The organism is Bradyrhizobium sp. CCBAU 53421 (assembly GCF_015291625.1).
Classification (GTDB): domain Bacteria; phylum Pseudomonadota; class Alphaproteobacteria; order Rhizobiales; family Xanthobacteraceae; genus Bradyrhizobium.
The window spans coordinates 325,621-341,111 of record NZ_CP030047.1; the positions used below are offsets into that span (position 1 = coordinate 325,621).

Genomic DNA, 15,491 nt, shown 5'->3' on the forward strand with positions numbered 1-15,491 from the left:
GTGGTGGAGCCAGGCGGGATCGAACCGCCGACCTCGTCATTGCGAACGACGCGCTCTCCCAGCTGAGCTATGGCCCCATCGCGGCCGGGTGTTGCTGAGTATCCCGGCCGTCAGTCGGGCGCCATTTACAGTCCCGCCCAAGGTCAAGTCAAGAACGGTGAAACAACGGTTTTCGGCCTGTCCTGCCGGGAACTTCCCTTGTTTGCGGGGGGATGAACCGATATTTAGAGCGTGATCCGGACCCGGCGGACCGCGTTAGCGAAAGTACGTAGCGGTTTTCCGAGAAGATCCTGCTCAAACGAGAGGCGCGCTGGCCCTTCAGTCCGGTCTCGTCGCGCTTCACCTGGTCGTCCCACCCGCGAGCCCCCATCATATGCGCGCTGTTCTCGATATCGTCATCATCGTCCTCGACCTCTATGTCTGGCTGTTGATCGCCTCCGCCATCCTGTCCTGGCTGGTCGCCTTCAACGTGGTCAACACGCGCAACCAGTTCGTCTCCGCGGTGGCCGAGTTCCTGTACCGGATCACCGAGCCGGTGCTGCGGCCGATTCGCAACGTGATGCCGAATCTGGGCGGGCTCGATATCTCGCCGATCATCGTGATCCTGATCATCATGTTCATCCAGCGGGTGATCGCCTATTACATCTATCCCAACGTGATCTGATCCTGCGCGATGGACGCTCGTTGATGGAGCCTTGCTGATGGATCCTTGGCGCTATTCCACCGAGGGCATCAGCATCGCCTTGCGCGTGACGCCGCGCGGCGGCCGCGACGACATCGACGGGATCGAGACGCTGGCCAACGGCCGCTCGGTGGTGAAGGTGCGGGTCCGCGCCATTGCGGAAGGTGGCGAGGCCAACCGTGCGGTGACCGAGCTGCTCGCCAAGGCGCTCGGCGTGCCCAAGGCCAGGGTGAAGCTGTTGTCAGGCGCCACCTCGCGGCTGAAGCAGGTGGCGGTCGACGGCGACCCGAAGGGGCTTGGTGAAACGTTGCGGAAGTTGACGGCGGCCAAGCCGAACCAGGAAACAAAGGACTGACATGACTGCCCGCATCATCGACGGAAAAGCCATAGCCGCCGAGCTCAGAGCCCGCGTTGCCGACGAGGTCGCCCGCGTCAAGCGCGATCATGCGCTCACGCCGGGGCTCGCCGTCGTTCTGGTCGGCCATGATCCCGCCAGCGAGGTCTACGTCCGCAGCAAGCACACCCAGACCCAGGCCGCCGGGATGGCCTCGTTCGAGCACAAGCTGCCGGAGGACGTGTCGCAGGCCGATCTGCTGGCGCTGATCGCGCAGCTCAACCGCGATCCGAAGGTGCACGGCATCCTGGTGCAACTGCCGCTGCCGAAATCGCTGCACACCGAGACCATCATCAACGCGATCGACCCGGCCAAGGACGTCGACGGCCTGCACCCGAACAATGCCGGCCGGCTGGCCGGCGGTCTCGCCGCGCTGTCGCCCTGCACGCCGCTCGGCTGCATCATCCTGACCAAGAGCGTGCACCCCTCGCTCGAGGGCATGAACGCGATCGTGATCGGCCGCTCCAATCTGGTCGGCCGTCCGCTGGTGCAATTGCTGCTGAACGAGAACGCGACGGTGACGATCGCGCATTCGCGCTCGCGCGATCTGTCGAAGCTGTGCGCCCAGGCCGATCTGGTCTATGCGGCGGTCGGAAAGCCCGAGATGGTGCGCGGCAACTGGCTGAAGCCCGGTGCGACCGTGATCGATGTCGGCATCAACCGCATCCCGGTGCCGGGCGGCAAGCCGAAGCTGGTCGGCGACGTCGCATTCCAGGAAGCGCTTGGTATAGCGGGCGCGATCACGCCGGTGCCTGGCGGCGTCGGGCAGATGACGGTCGCGTGCCTGCTGGTCAACACGCTGCGCGCCGCCTGCGCGATTGCCGGCCTGCCGGCGCCTGCGGTTTAGCTCTTACCTCGCCCCGCTTGCGGGGAGAGGTCGGATTGCATCGTCAGATGCAATCCGGGTGAGGGGGTACCAGTCTCTCGACGTTCGTAACTCGTGGAGGGAAGCCCCTCACCCCAACCCTCTCCCCGCAAGAGCGGGGCGAGGGAGCCTAGGCAGCGTGCCTATTTCTTCTTCGCGCGCTCGATGCCTTCGAGGATCAGCTTGCGGGCCTCGTCGGCGTCGCCCCAGCGCAGCACCTTCACCCACTTGCCCTTCTCCAGATCCTTGTAGTGCTCGAAGAAGTGCTGGATTTGCTGCAGCGTGATGTCGGGCAGGTCGCTGTAGTTCTGCACCTTGTCGTAGCGCTGGGTCAGCTTCGACGACGGCACCGCGATGATCTTCTCGTCGCCGCCGGCCTCGTCTTCCATCAGGAGCACGCCGACCACACGCACGCTCATCACCGCGCCCGGCACGATCGCGCGGGTGTTGACGATCAGCACGTCGCAGGGATCGCCATCGCCCGACAGCGTGTGCGGGATGAAGCCGTAATTGCCGGGATAGCGCATCGGCGTGTAGAGGAAGCGGTCCACCACCAGTGTGCCGGCCTCCTTGTCCATTTCGTACTTGATGGGCTCGCCGCCGACGGCAACCTCGATGATGACGTTGACGTCGTGGGGCGGATTTTTTCCGATCGATATGGCGTCGATACGCATGGATTGCTCCGCGTGGCCTTTGGAAGTTGAGAACGATGTGATTTTTTGGTTGGCGCCGACAGGCCGCAAAACAGCATCAGGCCCGGCCTTGGGGCCGGGCTGGCCATCGCGCGGAGCGCTGAGGGCTGGTTTAGCCTTGCTGCAGCTGCGAGAGAAGCAGGATTTTCAGTTGGACCAGGCGAAAGCGACCTTGTCGAGCGACTTCGGCCCGAACCGCTCCGAGGAGCGCGCCACCATGCGGCCGCCCAGCGCGCGGTAAAACTCGGTCGCCGGCTCGTTGTCGGAGAGCGCCCAGATCACCATGGTCTTCAGGCCGCTCTGCAGCAGGTCGCGGCGGGCTGCGGCGAACAGGCGCCGGCCGAAGCCGAGTCCCTGGAATTCCGGGCGCAGATAGAGCTCGTAGATCTCGCCTTCGAAGTGCAGGCTGCGGGCGCGGTTGCGGCCGTAATTGGCGTAGCCCGCGATCCGGTCGCCGAACACCAGCACGCTGACGCGGCTGCCCTTGCGGATGGCACTGTCCCACCACTGCGGGCCACGGCGGTTGATCAGCTTTTCGAGTTCGGCGCCGGGGATGATTCCCTGATACGCCGAGCGCCAGGCTTCGTCATGGGTAGACGCCACCGAGGCTGCGTCTGCAGCTTTGGCCGGCCGGACCTCGATTAGCGTTGTGCTCATGGTTGTAATCAAAGCAAGTCGGAGGGCCGCCTTCAAGGTCCATCGTTAATTATCGGTTAACCTGTGGGCTTTTTGCATCAGTGTCATGAAAACTTGTACCGAAAGAGGACACTGGCCAGGCTCGCGCGACCAATCACCGATCCCGGCCTGTGCAAAGCTGGATCGCGAGCGCTCTATGACAATGCCGCCGTTCAGGAAAAGACGATCCGGAGCTGATTCGCCGCGGCAATTTTGCCAGCGAATCCAGTCGCGATGCGGGCCCGTGGCGTCCACGCCGCCGCAGTGGATTTCCGCGCGCGCCCGGCCTATGGCTGCGGCGGTATTTCTGCGCGCCGAAATCGGCCCGACCGCGAGCGGACTGCGATGACGCTCTACTTCCTGATCAAATATCTGCATGTGCTCGGCGCCATCGTGATCCTCGGCACCGGGACCGGGATCGCCTTCTTCATGCTGGCGGCGCATCGCACGCGCGATGCGGCTTTCATCGCGCGCACGGCGGCGACCGTCGTCATCGCGGACATGATCTTCACGCTGAGCGCCGTGCTGCTGCAGCCGGTGAGCGGCGGATTGCTGATGATGCTCTCGGCAACAGGCTTCACCGAGCGCTGGCTGTTGGTGTCGCTGGCGCTCTACGCGCTGGCCGGCGTGTTCTGGGTTCCCGTCATCTTCATGCAGATGGAGATGCGCGATCTCGCGCAGGCGGCCGCCGACAAGGGTCTTCCGCTGCCGCCGCGCTACGATGCGCTGTTTCGCCGCTGGTGCCTGTTCGGGATTCCCGGCTTCGGATCGGTGATGATCATCCTGTGGCTGATGATCGCGAAACCGTTTTAGTTCAGTGTCGTCATTCCGGGGCGCGAAGCGAACCCGGAATCTCGAGATTCCGGGTTCGATGCTTCGCATCGCCCCGGAATGACGATACTGGATAGTTTATGAGTGACGCATCACACAATATCCTCGTGCTCGGCGCGTCGGGATTGATTGGACGGTACCTCACCGACGATCTGCGGGCGCGCGGCTTTCATGTGATTGGGGTCGCGCGACATTTCACGCCTGCACAAAAGATGAGCGCGGCCGACCTCGAGCTTCCCGTGATGTCGATGGACGCCGCGGCGCTGGCGCAGCTTATCCGCACCCACGAGGTCGACGTCGTCGTCAATTGCCTCGGCGTGCTGCAGGATGGTCCGGGCAGCGACACAAGCGCGGTGCATCGCGACTTCGTCGCGCGATTGTTGCAGGCGATCAGCGACAGCCATCGCGCCATCCGTCTCGTCCACATCTCGATTCCCGGCGCGGCCAGTGAGGATCGCACCGCCTTCAGCACCACCAAGCGCGAGGCGGAACGGCTGATCGCGGCGTCAGGGATCGCGCACGCGATCCTGCGCCCGGGCTTTGTCATCGCGCCTTCGGCCTATGGCGGCAGTGCCATGCTGCGGGCACTGGCGGCGCTGCCGGTCGATTTGCCGGCCGACGACGCCGCGACGCCGCTCCAGCCGGTCGCAGTCGAGGATATCGCCGCCACCATCGCCTGGCTTGCGGCGCGCGATACCGCCGACGAAGCGGTGCGATCGGTGACATGGGATCTGATGCAGAAGCAGCCGATCTCGCTCGGCGGCGTCATTGCCCAGTTCCGCTGGTCGTTCGGCACGGCAAAGCATTTCCGCATTCCGACGCCGTCGTTCCTGATCGATCTCGGCGCCCGCCTCGGCGATCTCACAAGCCGCCTCGGGTGGATGCCGCCGCTGCGCTCCAACGCAATCGCCGAGCTGCGCCGCGGCGTCACCGGCGATCCCACGGCCTGGATGACTGCGACCGGCATCGTGCCGAAGACGATCTCACAAGCCATCGGCGGGCGGCCCGCGACCGTCCAGGACAAATGGTTTGCGCGGCTGTTCCTGATCAAGGCGCTGATCTTCGCAAGCCTGGTGCTGTTCTGGGTCGCGTCGGGCTTCATCGCGCTGGTCATCTCCTATGACGCCGCCGCCGGCATGTTGAGCGCGCACCATTTCCCGCCTGCATTGGTCGGGCCGGTGACGGTGCTGACAAGCCTGATGGACATGAGCATCGGCGTGCTGATCGCGATCCGCCGCACCGCGGCGTTCGGTCTTGTTGCAGGCATCATTGCCTCGCTCGGCTACATGGTGGGGTCGGCGATCCTGACGCCCGATCTCTGGATCGAGCCGCTCGGCGCGCTGGTGAAGACCGGGCCCGCGATCGTGCTGATGCTGGTCGCATTGCTGACATTGGATAACCGGTAGCGTTTTCGAGCGAAGTGGGAACCGGTTCGCGTGAAGAAAACGCGTCGAAGGAAATCAAGATGACCGCGTGGCCCGACGACGACGTGATCCTCTACGACGGCGTCTGCATCTTCTGCTCACGCTGGGTCCGCTTCGTCGTCGCACGCGACGCCGAGAGGCGCTTCCGCTTCACGCCGATCCAGTCCGACTACGGCACGCGGCTGGCAAAGACTTTTGGCATCGACCCTGATGACCCCGACACCAACGCCGTGGTCCATGACGGCATCGCCTGGATGAAGTCGGATGCGGCGCTGACGGTGCTGAGCCATCTCCCCGGCTGGCGCTGGACCCGCGCGCTGTTCGTCGTGCCCAAGCCGCTGCGCGATGCGGTCTACAGCCTCATCGCCCGCAACCGCTACAAGATCTTCGGGAAGTACGAGACGTGCTTCGTGCCGGATGCAGATAAGCGGGCGAGGGTGCTGGAGTAGGTTGTCAACGGAACAAGTGGGCCTTACTCAGACTGCGCGCCGCCATCAATGAAATGACGCCGCGAAGGAGAGCGGCTCAAGTCGAACAAGTTTCTCGATGGGAGGCTCTAGTTCGAACAATTTCGGCTTTCTGGAGAAGTCGTAAAGTCGACATATGCGAAATTCCCTTGGCCTCTCGTTTGAAAAGGAGAGTTCGTTCCTTGTCAGATAGAACGGGGTGGTTTGAAGGCCGTTGGTTGTCTTAACCTCGATCAGACGTTCTGAGCCGTTGTGATCGAACGAATGGATGTCGTACCCGGCTCCGTCTCCATCTTCTTGGGAGACCCATCTGACCTTCCGCGCAAGGTCAGTGCGGTCATGTGCAATCAGACGCTGCCGCTCAAAGGCAAAGATTAGTTCTTCGCCTGCCTTTCCTAAGGACCTGTTCCGGAAGTCGCGCTCGACGGGGTCAAACTTCCTGACCAAGCGCACCAGCTCCTTATCCCTATGAGCGACAGTCTGAAGGACTGGCGGCTGTTCGACAAATAGACTCGGCGCTTCGCCGAAGCTCTTAGCCGACGGCTCTGGAATCAAATCTCCCGGATTGCGAGTCAAATAGCGCTCGATGCCTTCGATAATCGACTTTTGGAAATTTGGAAGCGGCTTGTAGCCAGAGATTGTCGGCAGCGCGAGCTCAATGAGAACCGCGGAAATGTTCTGGTGCTTGCGTTCGACCGATCCTTCGGTTCGCCCTATGCGCTCCACAAGAGAGCGGCGACGCGCAGATTTATTGTAGTCGACACCATTCAGTTCCGCGCGGAGCATCGCGAAATAGTCGGCGATGATGAAGTCTACTTCATCATCGCTCCAATCCAATCCGAATCTATTCTCGTCGGCCATGTGCGTTCAACAAGGAAACAATTATTTCATCCACACAAGTGGCCAAACATTTGCCTCGGGTCGAGATCGTATTTGTTTCCAAACCACGACACAAAATCAAACGGAGCTTCCTTCTCTTCCCAATGGGACTTGAGAAGCTCGCGGTCGATACCTGCGTCATCAATGCTGATCGCGTAAATATACTTGAGCCGTCGATTGACGGCCATGCTCCACTCGGAGAAAGTCATGTCTGTCCACGCCCAGCCACCTTCAAGACTGTTCATTTTGAGGCCTTAGTCTATCGCGAGTACGGCATCTATTGCGACAGAGTAGATCAGCTTAAGCGATACATCCAGCTACTGAGAGCTAGGAGCGACGGCCGCCAACACTTCCTTCGCCGCCCGCTCCCCGCTGTCCCTCGCGCCATGCGCCGTCGAGAAGAAATGCGGCGACGTCGCTTCGCCTGCGAAGAACAGCCGGCCGTCAACCGGTGCGGCCAGCACGGCGCGCTTGTCGGCGTGGCCGGGCAGCGCGTGCGAGTAGGAGCCGCGGGCGAACGGGTCGTGGGCCCAACGGGATTCGCTGAGCGGCTTCAGCTTGCGGCGGAAATCATTGCCGAGGAAGGAGACGATCTCGTCGATGCTGTGCGCGGCGATGGCACCGTCGCCGGCGTCTTCGAGCTGTCGCGCGAAGCGGCCGCCGAAGAAGCCTTCGATGCAGGGCTGGCCGAACGGGCGGATGTGATAGGTGCCCATCTCGGTGCGCATGGTGGCGCCGCGCAGATTGCCTTCCCTAGGCAGCGCCTCGGGCTCGGCGAGCGCCAGCGTCACCTTGTCGGCGAGGCCGAGCGGGAGATTGCGCGCGGCGTCGAGCTTGTCCGGCAGCGCAGGCGAGAAGCGGATCGCTTCTTCGGCGATCAGATTGGTCGGCACGGTGACGATCACCTTGTCCGCCTCCAGCACGCCGCGCGAGGTCTCGATGCGGATACGCTTGCCGGAATGATCGATCAGCCTGACCTCGCAGTTCAGCGCGACCGGCACCTGCTCGCCATAGGCGGCGACCAGCGCGCCATAGCCGCGCCGCACTCGCCAATTGACGTTGCTGTCCTCATAGGCGTCGAAGTCGAGGATCGAGACTTGATCGAGCTCGCAGCCGTTCACATAGGTCGAGATCGCATCGATCATCGGGTTCCAGCGGTTACCGGGCTCGAGATAGCGATCGGCTGAACCATCCTTGCCGCCGCGCGCGGCCTGCTCGAGGCGATCATAGAACTCGTCGAGCGCAAGCATGAACGCATCGCGGTCGGTCTGCGGGAATGCCTTGCCATAGGCGCGTTCGCGCCAGGGCGGCAGGTCCTTGTTGAGCTCGAAATCGAGTTGCTTGGCGATGCCGACGAAGCTGTTCTGGTCGGCCGAATGCAGCCAGCCGCAGCCGACGTCGAACACCACGTCAGGCGCGGCCTGGATCGTATGGGCGCGGCCGCCGAGACGGTCGCGGGCTTCCAGGACGATGGCGGAGAGGCCGCTGCCCTTCAGCGCATGCGCGGCGCCGAGGCCTGCGGCACCGGCGCCGATGATGGCGACATCGATCGTAGAGGGAAGGGAAGTCATGCCTCCGGCTCTAGCACGTTCGCCGCCGGGCCTGAAGCCGCCGCATGCATGACTGTCATCACCCGCGCATGCGGGTGATCCAGTATTCCAGAGACAGTGGTGATTGAGCCGAGAGGCCGCAGCGTACTGGGTGCCCCGGAACTGTTTAGTCATCGGGCGGCGCTTCGCGCCGACCCGGTGCCGGGGCACGACAGTTCGGCTTACGTCACCGCTTACGCTACGGCTTCCTTGGCCTTCTCGGCGCGCTTGCGGTCGTTCGGATCGAGGTGCTTCTTGCGCAGCCGGATCGACTTCGGCGTCACCTCGACGAGCTCGTCGTCCTCGATATAGGCGAGCGCCTTTTCCAGGGTCATGCGGATCGGCGGCGTCAGCCGCACCGCCTCGTCCTTCGAGGTGGTGCGGATGTTGGTGAGCTGCTTGCCCTTCAGCACGTTGATCTCGAGGTCGTTGTCGCGGGTATGCTCGCCGACGATCATGCCCTTGTAGACCTTCCAGCCCGGCTCGATCATCATCGGGCCGCGGTCTTCCAGCTTGAACATCGCATAGGCCACCGCTTCGCCCTGGTCGTTGGAGATCAGCACGCCGTTGCGGCGGCCCTGGATCTCGCCCTTGTAGGCGGCATAGCCATGGAAGATGCGGTTCATGATCGCGGTGCCGCGGGTGTCGGTGAGGAGTTCGCCCTGGTAGCCGATCAGGCCGCGGGTCGGCGCGTAGAACACCAGCCGCAGGCGGTTGCCGCCGGACGGCCGCATCTCGATCATCTCGGCCTTGCGCTCGCTCATCTTCTGCACGACGACGCCGGAATGCTCCTCGTCGACGTCGATCACGACCTCTTCGATCGGCTCCTGCCAGGCGCCGGTGGCCTCGTCCTTCTGCAGCACGACGCGCGGTCGCGACACCGAGAGCTCAAAGCCCTCGCGGCGCATGGTCTCGATCAGGATCGCGAGCTGCAATTCGCCGCGGCCGGAGACCTCCATGGAGTCCTTGTCGGCGGCCTCGACGACGCGCAGCGCGACGTTGCCCTCGGCCTCGCGCATCAGGCGGTCGCGGATCATGCGCGAGGTCACCTTGTCGCCTTCGGTGCCGGCGAGCGGCGAGTTGTTGACGATGAACGACATCGACACCGTCGGCGGATCGATCGGCTGCGCCGGCAACGGCGTCTCGACCGTGGGATCGCAGAAGGTGTCGGCGACGGTGCCCTTGGTGAGGCCCGCGATCGCGACGATGTCACCGGCCTCGGCTTCCTCCAGCGGGGTACGCTCGAGGCCGCGGAAGGCGAGGATCTTGGTCAGGCGGCCGGTCTCGATCAGCTTGCCGTCGGCGGACAGCACCTTGACCTGCTGGTTCGGCTTGATCGAACCGGAGGAGATGCGGCCGGTGATGATGCGGCCGAGATAGGGGTTGGCCTCGAGGATGGTGCCGATCATGCGGAACGGACCTTCCTCGACCTTCGGCGGCTCGACATGGCGCACGATCAGGTCGAACAGCGGCTGCATGCCGAGGTCCTTCGGACCCTCCGGGCTCTCCGCCATCCAGCCCTGCTTGGCCGACCCGTACAGGATCGGGAAGTCGAGCTGCTCCTCGCTGGCGTCGAGCGCCGCGAACAGGTCGAACACCTCGTTGATGACTTCGGTCGGCCGCGCGTCGGGACGGTCGACCTTGTTGATCACGACGATCGGCTTCAGGCCGATCTTGAGCGCCTTCGACACCACGAACTTGGTCTGCGGCAGCGGACCTTCGGCGGCGTCGACCAGCACCAGCGCGCCGTCCACCATGTTGAGGATGCGCTCGACCTCACCGCCGAAATCGGCGTGGCCGGGGGTGTCGACGATGTTGACGCGGATGTCCTTCCACTGCACCGAGGCCGCCTTGGCCAGGATGGTAATGCCGCGCTCACGCTCCAGGTCGTTGGAGTCCATGGCGCGTTCGGTGACCTTCTGGTTCTCACGGAAGGTGCCGGATTGCTGCAGCAGGCGGTCGACGAGGGTGGTCTTGCCGTGGTCGACGTGGGCGATGATGGCGACGTTGCGAAGGTTCATGGCTCTTCTTCTGGTCGTGCAATGGTCAGATGCGCGATCTCGCCGGACCAATTTGGCCGGCCGCTCGCTCGCGTGGCCCAATCGGGGCCCGGATCACGCTCATACCCAAGAAATTTGACGGGGACGCATCACCCCAAAAAGGAAGCCCGGTCAGAGGACCGGGCACCTTGCGCGTTGCGGCGCAATATAGTCAGAAAACGCCAAAAAACAATGATTTATTGGTGGTTTGGTCGATCGAAATTAGGGCCGGAAGGGCCGGAAGGGCCGATTTTGGCAGGTTCCCGTGTCCGGCATCATTTCCGGGAACGGGCCAAAACGATCAATACGACGCCGCCAAGCGCGATCAACATCACTACTGGCGTGAATGGGTCCGTGCCCGGTTCGACCGAGGTGACGATCACGATTGCACACAGCACGCCGGGCAGCAGCAGGATGACGCCCAGAAACAGCATGAACGAGGTCAGACAGCCGCTGCTTTGGCGCGGTTGCCAAGAACTGTTCGGCGGCGGTTGGTCCAGGCTGCTCATGATTCGTCGCGCCTCCTACGGCTACCGCCCCTTGATCGCAGCCCGGATCAGCATGATGCCGGCGAACCCGACCAGAAGGCCGAGCAGGATCAGGAAGAGAATGGAGGGATCGGTTCTCGACTCGCTGAGGACGCCGAACCCGAACAGGAGGGCGCAGAGCCCGGGCAGCAGCAGGATCAGTCCGAACAGCACCATGAACGCGGTGGCGCAGCCGCCGCGTGGCGGCGGGAGCGGCGGAGGGGGCGCCTGCGCTGGTGCAGGCGGTACGGGAGGAGGATTGGTCTCGCTCATGGCTGTTGGTCCACCCGTGGGTTCATGATGCGAGCCGTCCCTAGAGCCTTTCCCGTTCCGATTGAATCGGAACGGGGCTCTAGATTCTTGTTTTGACGCGTTTTCTTCACGCGAACCGGTATCCACTTCGCTCGAAAACGCTCTAGGAGCCAGGTCTGCGGATGGCCCACCAGATCAGCGCCACACCGAAGCACGCGACAAGCAGGCAGGCGGCGACGAACTGAAGATCATCGGACGCCATTTTGGCGACGCCGGCAAATACGAAGAGCAGCGCGCAGAGGCCGGGCAGCAGCAGAATGATGCCGGCGACGATCATCAGCGCGGTCACGCAGCCGTTGCGCTTCTCCGGAGGGCGCGGCGAAAGCGGTGCGCCGGTCTCGCTCATCGCGGCACCTCCTCGCCTTGCCGTGCCTCCCGGTAGGTCTGGCCAGCGAGCGCGGTGCGAATGCCGTCGATCTTTCCATCGCGGTAGAACAGATTGTAGGTGTCGAACGGGATGATCGCGCCGCTCTCGGTGACGAAGTGGATGCAGCTTCGCTTGACGTTGCCGACGCAGAAATTGAAACGATCGAGAAACTGCACGATGGTGACGCGGAACACGTTCTCGTAGGTGAGGCCATCCGGCACCTCGAAGCTCGGCAGGCAGCACAGCAATTCGCAGACGCGCTCGGAGGTGTTCAGCGGCCCCGACGACAGAGAGAACAGATCGACGAACTTCTCCCGCAGCACCGGATATTTCTCCGGGCTGATCGTGTTGGGCATCACGGCGACGAGCTGCTCCTGCGGAAACAGCGAGGTCAGCGGCAGCACTTTCTCGCCGTTGCGCAGGCCGTAGCCGATCGAGATGCTCTCGGGGTTGCACGGCAGCGGGATCATGTCCTTGTCGCCGAACACCCCGGTCTCGACCACGCGATTGCGGATCTCCGACAGCATGATGCGGTCGGTGTCCTTGTTGAAATGCTCGTTGCGGCCGGCGTCCTGCACCGGCTGCAGCGTGACGCCGCGCACGCATTTCCAGGTCAGTGCGTGGCGGACGATATCGCCGATCTCGGCATCGTTGACGCCGCGCTTGATGGTGGCGACCAGCGTGGTCGAGACGCCCAGACGCTCGAGATTCTCCAGCGCCTGCTGGCGGATCCTGCGCAAGTCGGCGCCGCGCAGATTGACCAGCGCGTCGCGCCTGAGCGAATCGAATTGCAGGTAGACCTCTAGTCCGCGCTTGTTCTCGGCGAGTTTTGCGACGAAGTCCGGCTCCTGCGCGATCCGCAAGCCATTGGTGTTGATCATGACGTGGCGGATCGGCCGCGCCCGCACCGCGTCCAGAATGGCGAAGAAATCCGGATGCAGGGTCGGCTCGCCGCCGGAGATCTGCACCAGATCGGGCTCGCCCTCGCTTGCGACCAGCGCATCCAGCATTTTCTCGATCTTGGCCAGCGGCGTGAAGCTGGTACGCGCCGGCGAGGAATCCGCAAAACACACCGGGCAGGTCAGGTTGCAGTGCTCGGTGATCTCGATCAGCGCCAGGCAGGAGTGCTGCTCGTGGTCCGGGCACAGCCCGCAATCATAGGGGCAGCCGAATTCGGTGTGGCGCTGGAAGGCGAGCGGCCGGTCGCCCGGCTTGATGAAATCCTTGCATAGCCGCCAATAGGCCGCATCGGTCGAGACCAGCGTCGACTGCACGCCGTGCTGCTTGCAGCGCTTCTCGTACCAGACCTCGTTGCCCGATATCTGGATCTTGGTCGGCACCAGGGTCAGGCAGGTCTCGCAAAGCGACTGGGTCTGGCCCCAGAAGATGTAGGGGCGGGACTTACGCAGTGGCGCGTTCATGCTTCACACTCACATTCGGGGCCGTCGCCAGCATGACGGCGGCATAAATCATGACAAACAGCGACAGCAGGTGGAACAGCGAGAACGGGCCGATCAGCGCGCCGTAGGGCTTGATGAACTCCCACACGAAGCGCTGCAGGCCGTAGTAGAACAGCACGAGGTAGAATCCATTGGTGATGATTGCCGCGTTGCGGTTCAATACGGCCCAGACATAGCAGGCCGCGAACGCGGCCATTGCCAGGCTTTCATAGAACTGCACCGGATGGCGCAGCATGCCGTCGCCGAAATCGTGGCCCCAGGGCAGCGTGGTCGGGGTGCCATAGGTGAAATCCTCGAGCCCCGCGAAATAGCAGCCGAGCCGGCCGACCGCGACGCCGATCGCGAGCGGCAGCGCGAACCGCGCCCCGGTGCGCAGCGAGATACCGTGCAGCCATTTGTAGAGCTCGATCGCGACGATGCCGCCCGCCAGCGCGCCCTCGACCGAGCGGGCGATGCCGGACAGGCCCGAGAACCACAGGTTCAACGTGCCGAAGATGTAGGCGCCGATGCCGGCGCCGAACACCAGCGCGGCGATATACGTCAGCTCGAAGGATTGCCGCGGGAATTGCAGCCCGCGCACCCGGGACAGCCACCACATCGCGAAGGCCGCCGCGCACCATGCTGCGATGTCGAAGACGGCGTGAAGTTCAGCCCCACTCATGAGGCGAGTGTAGCGCGAATTTCGCGGCCTGCGATAGTTGATGCGCGGGCAGTTATGCTCCCTCTCCCCGTTCTTGCGGGGAGAGGGTTGGGGTGAGGGGCTGTCTCCGCGAGTTCTGACCGCGGTGAGACCTGTACCCCCTCACCCGGATTGCATCTGCGATGCAATCCGACCTCTCCCCGCAAGCGGGGAGAGGTAAGCGGCAGCGTCAATTCGCCGGGTTGTCCTCGCTCGGATATACCCCGCGCAGCACTTCCTCGAAATGATCCTTCACCGCCTCGTTGCACAGGCACGAGCGCAGCTTGAGCTTGTCCGGGTCGCGGATCACGATCGCGCCGCGACGCGTGTCGAGCACACCCTCCGCCTTGAAGTTCTGGATCACCCGGCTGGTGTAGCTGCGGCCGACGCCGAGCAAGGTCGAGAGCTGCTCATGCGTCAGCGGCACGACGCCGTTGCCATTGGTGCGCTCCATCGCCGAGATGATCCATTTCGCGGCGCGCTGCTCGATCGAGTGGATCGCATTGCAGGCGGTCGACTGGAAGATCTGCGCGAGCATGCAGTCGGCATAGCGCGCGAAGATGTTGCGCACCGAGATCGACTTCAGCTTGGCGGCGTCGAGCTTGCTGATCGGCAGCCGCAGGAACGGCCCGCCGAACTTGACGGTGATGCGCGTATACGCCGGCAGGAAGCCCTGACTGACGATGCCGCCGACCGCGCCCTCGCGGCCGACCAGGATGGTCTCGACATCGCGGCCGTCCTCGTTGGCCACCATGTAGGACGCAAGGCTCGGTCCGCATGGGAAATGCACGATCTGGACGTCGTCGCCGGGATTGTAGAGCAGGTCGCCGGCCGCAGCCTCGACCACCGCAAGATGCGGCGCGATCAGCTCGTAATCGGCGGCATTCAGCCGGCGCACAAGATTGTTGAACGGCCGGTCGCACGTCCCGGCCAAATCGGTCCGTTTCGCAATCATTGGAAAATCCTGAAAACCCAACGCGGACCATACTGAAAATGTTCCAGCTTTTATGTTCACTAGTGAACAGACGCGGCGGCTTGCGATGTGATGGCTTTCATCCCGGGAACAGCCGGCGTGCTTTCGGGCGCCGGTCGCGGGCCATCCGGCCGGACTGATCCGGTCTCTCATCCATCATCGAAGCAATGGACACCGCGTCATGGAATCCGCCAGCAATGCCTGCATGCCCGGTGACGTCCTCGTGGTCGAGGACGATCCGATCATCTCGCTCTATTTCGAGGACACTATCCTGGGCTTCGGCGCCCGGACGGTGCGCACGGCTGCGAACGTCGCGCGCGCGCTCGAATTGATCGCCGAGCGCGCGCCGGATTTCGCGCTGCTCGACGTCGGCCTCGTCAGGGGCGAGAAGACCTTCGCGATCGCCGAACAGCTCGATGTGCTGAAAGTGCCGTTCGCGTTCGTCACGGGTTATGGCGCCGATATCAGGCTGCCGGAATCGCTCGCCGGCAAGCCGCGGCTGACCAAGCCGTGTACCAGCGAGACGCTGGAAGCGGCGCTGCGAAACGGACGCTGACGGATTGCCGGGCTTTCTGCCTCGCAGTCGGCGCGTTCGTCGTCTACGATGCAAGTTGTCGGATTCGGGCGACGCACAGC

Annotated in this window: 20 protein-coding genes and 1 tRNA gene; 7 read left to right on the plus strand and 14 right to left on the minus strand. The window is 63.6% G+C overall.

The window, feature by feature from the left end; translation table 11 throughout:
* Window position 1: 1 nt before the first annotated feature.
* Window positions 2-77: transfer RNA gene (locus XH92_RS01535), tRNA-Ala, on the minus strand.
* 296 nt (window positions 78-373) lie between these two features.
* Here XH92_RS01535 and XH92_RS01540 point away from each other — a divergent pair.
* The 3 genes from XH92_RS01540 to folD are packed head-to-tail and all read left to right on the plus strand — an operon-like array spanning window position 374 to window position 1,923.
* A complete protein-coding gene (locus XH92_RS01540) occupies window positions 374-664 on the plus strand; it encodes a YggT family protein (RefSeq protein ID WP_021078230.1) in 291 nt (96 codons plus the stop codon).
* A 37-nt stretch (window positions 665-701) separates the two neighbouring features.
* Window positions 702-1,037 (plus strand): DUF167 domain-containing protein, encoded by a 336-nt coding sequence (locus XH92_RS01545; RefSeq protein ID WP_021078231.1) that lies wholly within the window; start codon window positions 702-704, stop codon window positions 1,035-1,037.
* A gap of 1 nt (window position 1,038) precedes the next feature.
* A complete protein-coding gene (folD, locus tag XH92_RS01550) occupies window positions 1,039-1,923 on the plus strand; it encodes a bifunctional methylenetetrahydrofolate dehydrogenase/methenyltetrahydrofolate cyclohydrolase FolD (RefSeq protein ID WP_194457661.1) in 885 nt (294 codons plus the stop codon).
* Window positions 1,924-2,084: 161 nt separating this feature from the next.
* On the opposite strand, the gene ppa is transcribed toward folD, so the two are convergent.
* The 3 genes from ppa to XH92_RS01565 form a co-directional block, all read right to left on the minus strand.
* Entirely contained in the window at window positions 2,085-2,615 is a 531-nt protein-coding gene (gene ppa, locus XH92_RS01555) for an inorganic diphosphatase (protein ID WP_016847249.1), read from the minus strand.
* Window positions 2,616-2,780: 165 nt separating this feature from the next.
* On the minus strand, window positions 2,781-3,290 hold the full coding sequence (locus XH92_RS01560) for a GNAT family N-acetyltransferase (protein ID WP_194457662.1): 510 nt from the start codon (window positions 3,288-3,290) through the stop codon (window positions 2,781-2,783).
* A 45-nt stretch (window positions 3,291-3,335) separates the two neighbouring features.
* On the minus strand, window positions 3,336-3,686 hold the full coding sequence (locus XH92_RS01565; RefSeq protein WP_194457663.1) for a hypothetical protein: 351 nt from the start codon (window positions 3,684-3,686) through the stop codon (window positions 3,336-3,338).
* Between XH92_RS01565 and XH92_RS01570 the strand changes: the two genes are divergently transcribed.
* The 3 genes from XH92_RS01570 to XH92_RS01580 all read left to right on the plus strand — a co-directional run bounded on the left by XH92_RS01570 (window position 3,654) and on the right by XH92_RS01580 (window position 6,012).
* Window positions 3,654-4,121, plus strand: coding sequence for a DUF2269 domain-containing protein (locus XH92_RS01570; RefSeq protein ID WP_194457664.1), 468 nt, complete (start codon window positions 3,654-3,656; stop codon window positions 4,119-4,121). The genes XH92_RS01565 and XH92_RS01570 overlap by 33 nt on opposite strands.
* Before the next feature lie 98 nt (window positions 4,122-4,219).
* A complete protein-coding gene (locus XH92_RS01575; RefSeq protein WP_194457665.1) occupies window positions 4,220-5,545 on the plus strand; it encodes an SDR family oxidoreductase in 1,326 nt (441 codons plus the stop codon).
* A 59-nt stretch (window positions 5,546-5,604) separates the two neighbouring features.
* Window positions 5,605-6,012, plus strand: coding sequence for a thiol-disulfide oxidoreductase DCC family protein (locus XH92_RS01580; RefSeq protein ID WP_194457666.1), 408 nt, complete (start codon window positions 5,605-5,607; stop codon window positions 6,010-6,012).
* A gap of 45 nt (window positions 6,013-6,057) precedes the next feature.
* On the opposite strand, the gene XH92_RS01585 is transcribed toward XH92_RS01580, so the two are convergent.
* The 10 genes from XH92_RS01585 to XH92_RS01630 all read right to left on the minus strand — a co-directional run bounded on the left by XH92_RS01585 (window position 6,058) and on the right by XH92_RS01630 (window position 14,837).
* Window positions 6,058-6,891 (minus strand): DUF3883 domain-containing protein, encoded by an 834-nt coding sequence (locus XH92_RS01585; RefSeq protein ID WP_194457667.1) that lies wholly within the window; start codon window positions 6,889-6,891, stop codon window positions 6,058-6,060.
* A 26-nt stretch (window positions 6,892-6,917) separates the two neighbouring features.
* The gene (locus tag XH92_RS01590; protein ID WP_194457668.1) at window positions 6,918-7,154 is read right to left on the minus strand and encodes a hypothetical protein; all 237 of its coding nucleotides are present in this window, start codon (window positions 7,152-7,154) and stop codon (window positions 6,918-6,920) included.
* A 72-nt stretch (window positions 7,155-7,226) separates the two neighbouring features.
* The gene (locus XH92_RS01595; protein ID WP_194457669.1) at window positions 7,227-8,480 is read right to left on the minus strand and encodes an NAD(P)/FAD-dependent oxidoreductase; all 1,254 of its coding nucleotides are present in this window, start codon (window positions 8,478-8,480) and stop codon (window positions 7,227-7,229) included.
* 212 nt (window positions 8,481-8,692) lie between these two features.
* Entirely contained in the window at window positions 8,693-10,519 is a 1,827-nt protein-coding gene (typA, locus tag XH92_RS01600; RefSeq protein WP_194457670.1) for a translational GTPase TypA, read from the minus strand.
* 293 nt (window positions 10,520-10,812) lie between these two features.
* On the minus strand, window positions 10,813-11,046 hold the full coding sequence (locus XH92_RS01605) for a hypothetical protein (protein WP_194457671.1): 234 nt from the start codon (window positions 11,044-11,046) through the stop codon (window positions 10,813-10,815).
* 21 nt (window positions 11,047-11,067) lie between these two features.
* Window positions 11,068-11,337, minus strand: a complete 270-nt coding sequence (locus XH92_RS01610; RefSeq protein WP_194457672.1) for a hypothetical protein — start codon at window positions 11,335-11,337, stop codon at window positions 11,068-11,070.
* A gap of 142 nt (window positions 11,338-11,479) precedes the next feature.
* The gene (locus XH92_RS01615; RefSeq protein WP_194457673.1) at window positions 11,480-11,722 is read right to left on the minus strand and encodes a hypothetical protein; all 243 of its coding nucleotides are present in this window, start codon (window positions 11,720-11,722) and stop codon (window positions 11,480-11,482) included.
* Window positions 11,719-13,164: a radical SAM protein gene (locus XH92_RS01620; protein WP_194457674.1), complete on the minus strand. Its 1,446-nt coding sequence runs from the start codon at window positions 13,162-13,164 to the stop codon at window positions 11,719-11,721. Before XH92_RS01620 ends, XH92_RS01615 begins: the two co-directional genes overlap by 4 nt.
* Window positions 13,145-13,864 carry a prolipoprotein diacylglyceryl transferase gene (locus tag XH92_RS01625; protein WP_194457675.1) on the minus strand — a complete coding sequence of 240 codons (720 nt, stop codon included), beginning with the start codon at window positions 13,862-13,864 and terminating at the stop codon, window positions 13,145-13,147. The genes XH92_RS01620 and XH92_RS01625 overlap by 20 nt, the downstream gene beginning before the upstream one ends.
* 208 nt (window positions 13,865-14,072) lie before the next feature.
* Entirely contained in the window at window positions 14,073-14,837 is a 765-nt protein-coding gene (locus XH92_RS01630; RefSeq protein ID WP_194457676.1) for a Crp/Fnr family transcriptional regulator, read from the minus strand.
* Between the two features lie 199 nt (window positions 14,838-15,036).
* Here XH92_RS01630 and XH92_RS01635 point away from each other — a divergent pair, with 199 nt between their 5' ends.
* The gene (locus XH92_RS01635) at window positions 15,037-15,411 is read left to right on the plus strand and encodes a response regulator (protein ID WP_194457677.1); all 375 of its coding nucleotides are present in this window, start codon (window positions 15,037-15,039) and stop codon (window positions 15,409-15,411) included.
* Window positions 15,412-15,491: the final 80 nt, after the last annotated feature.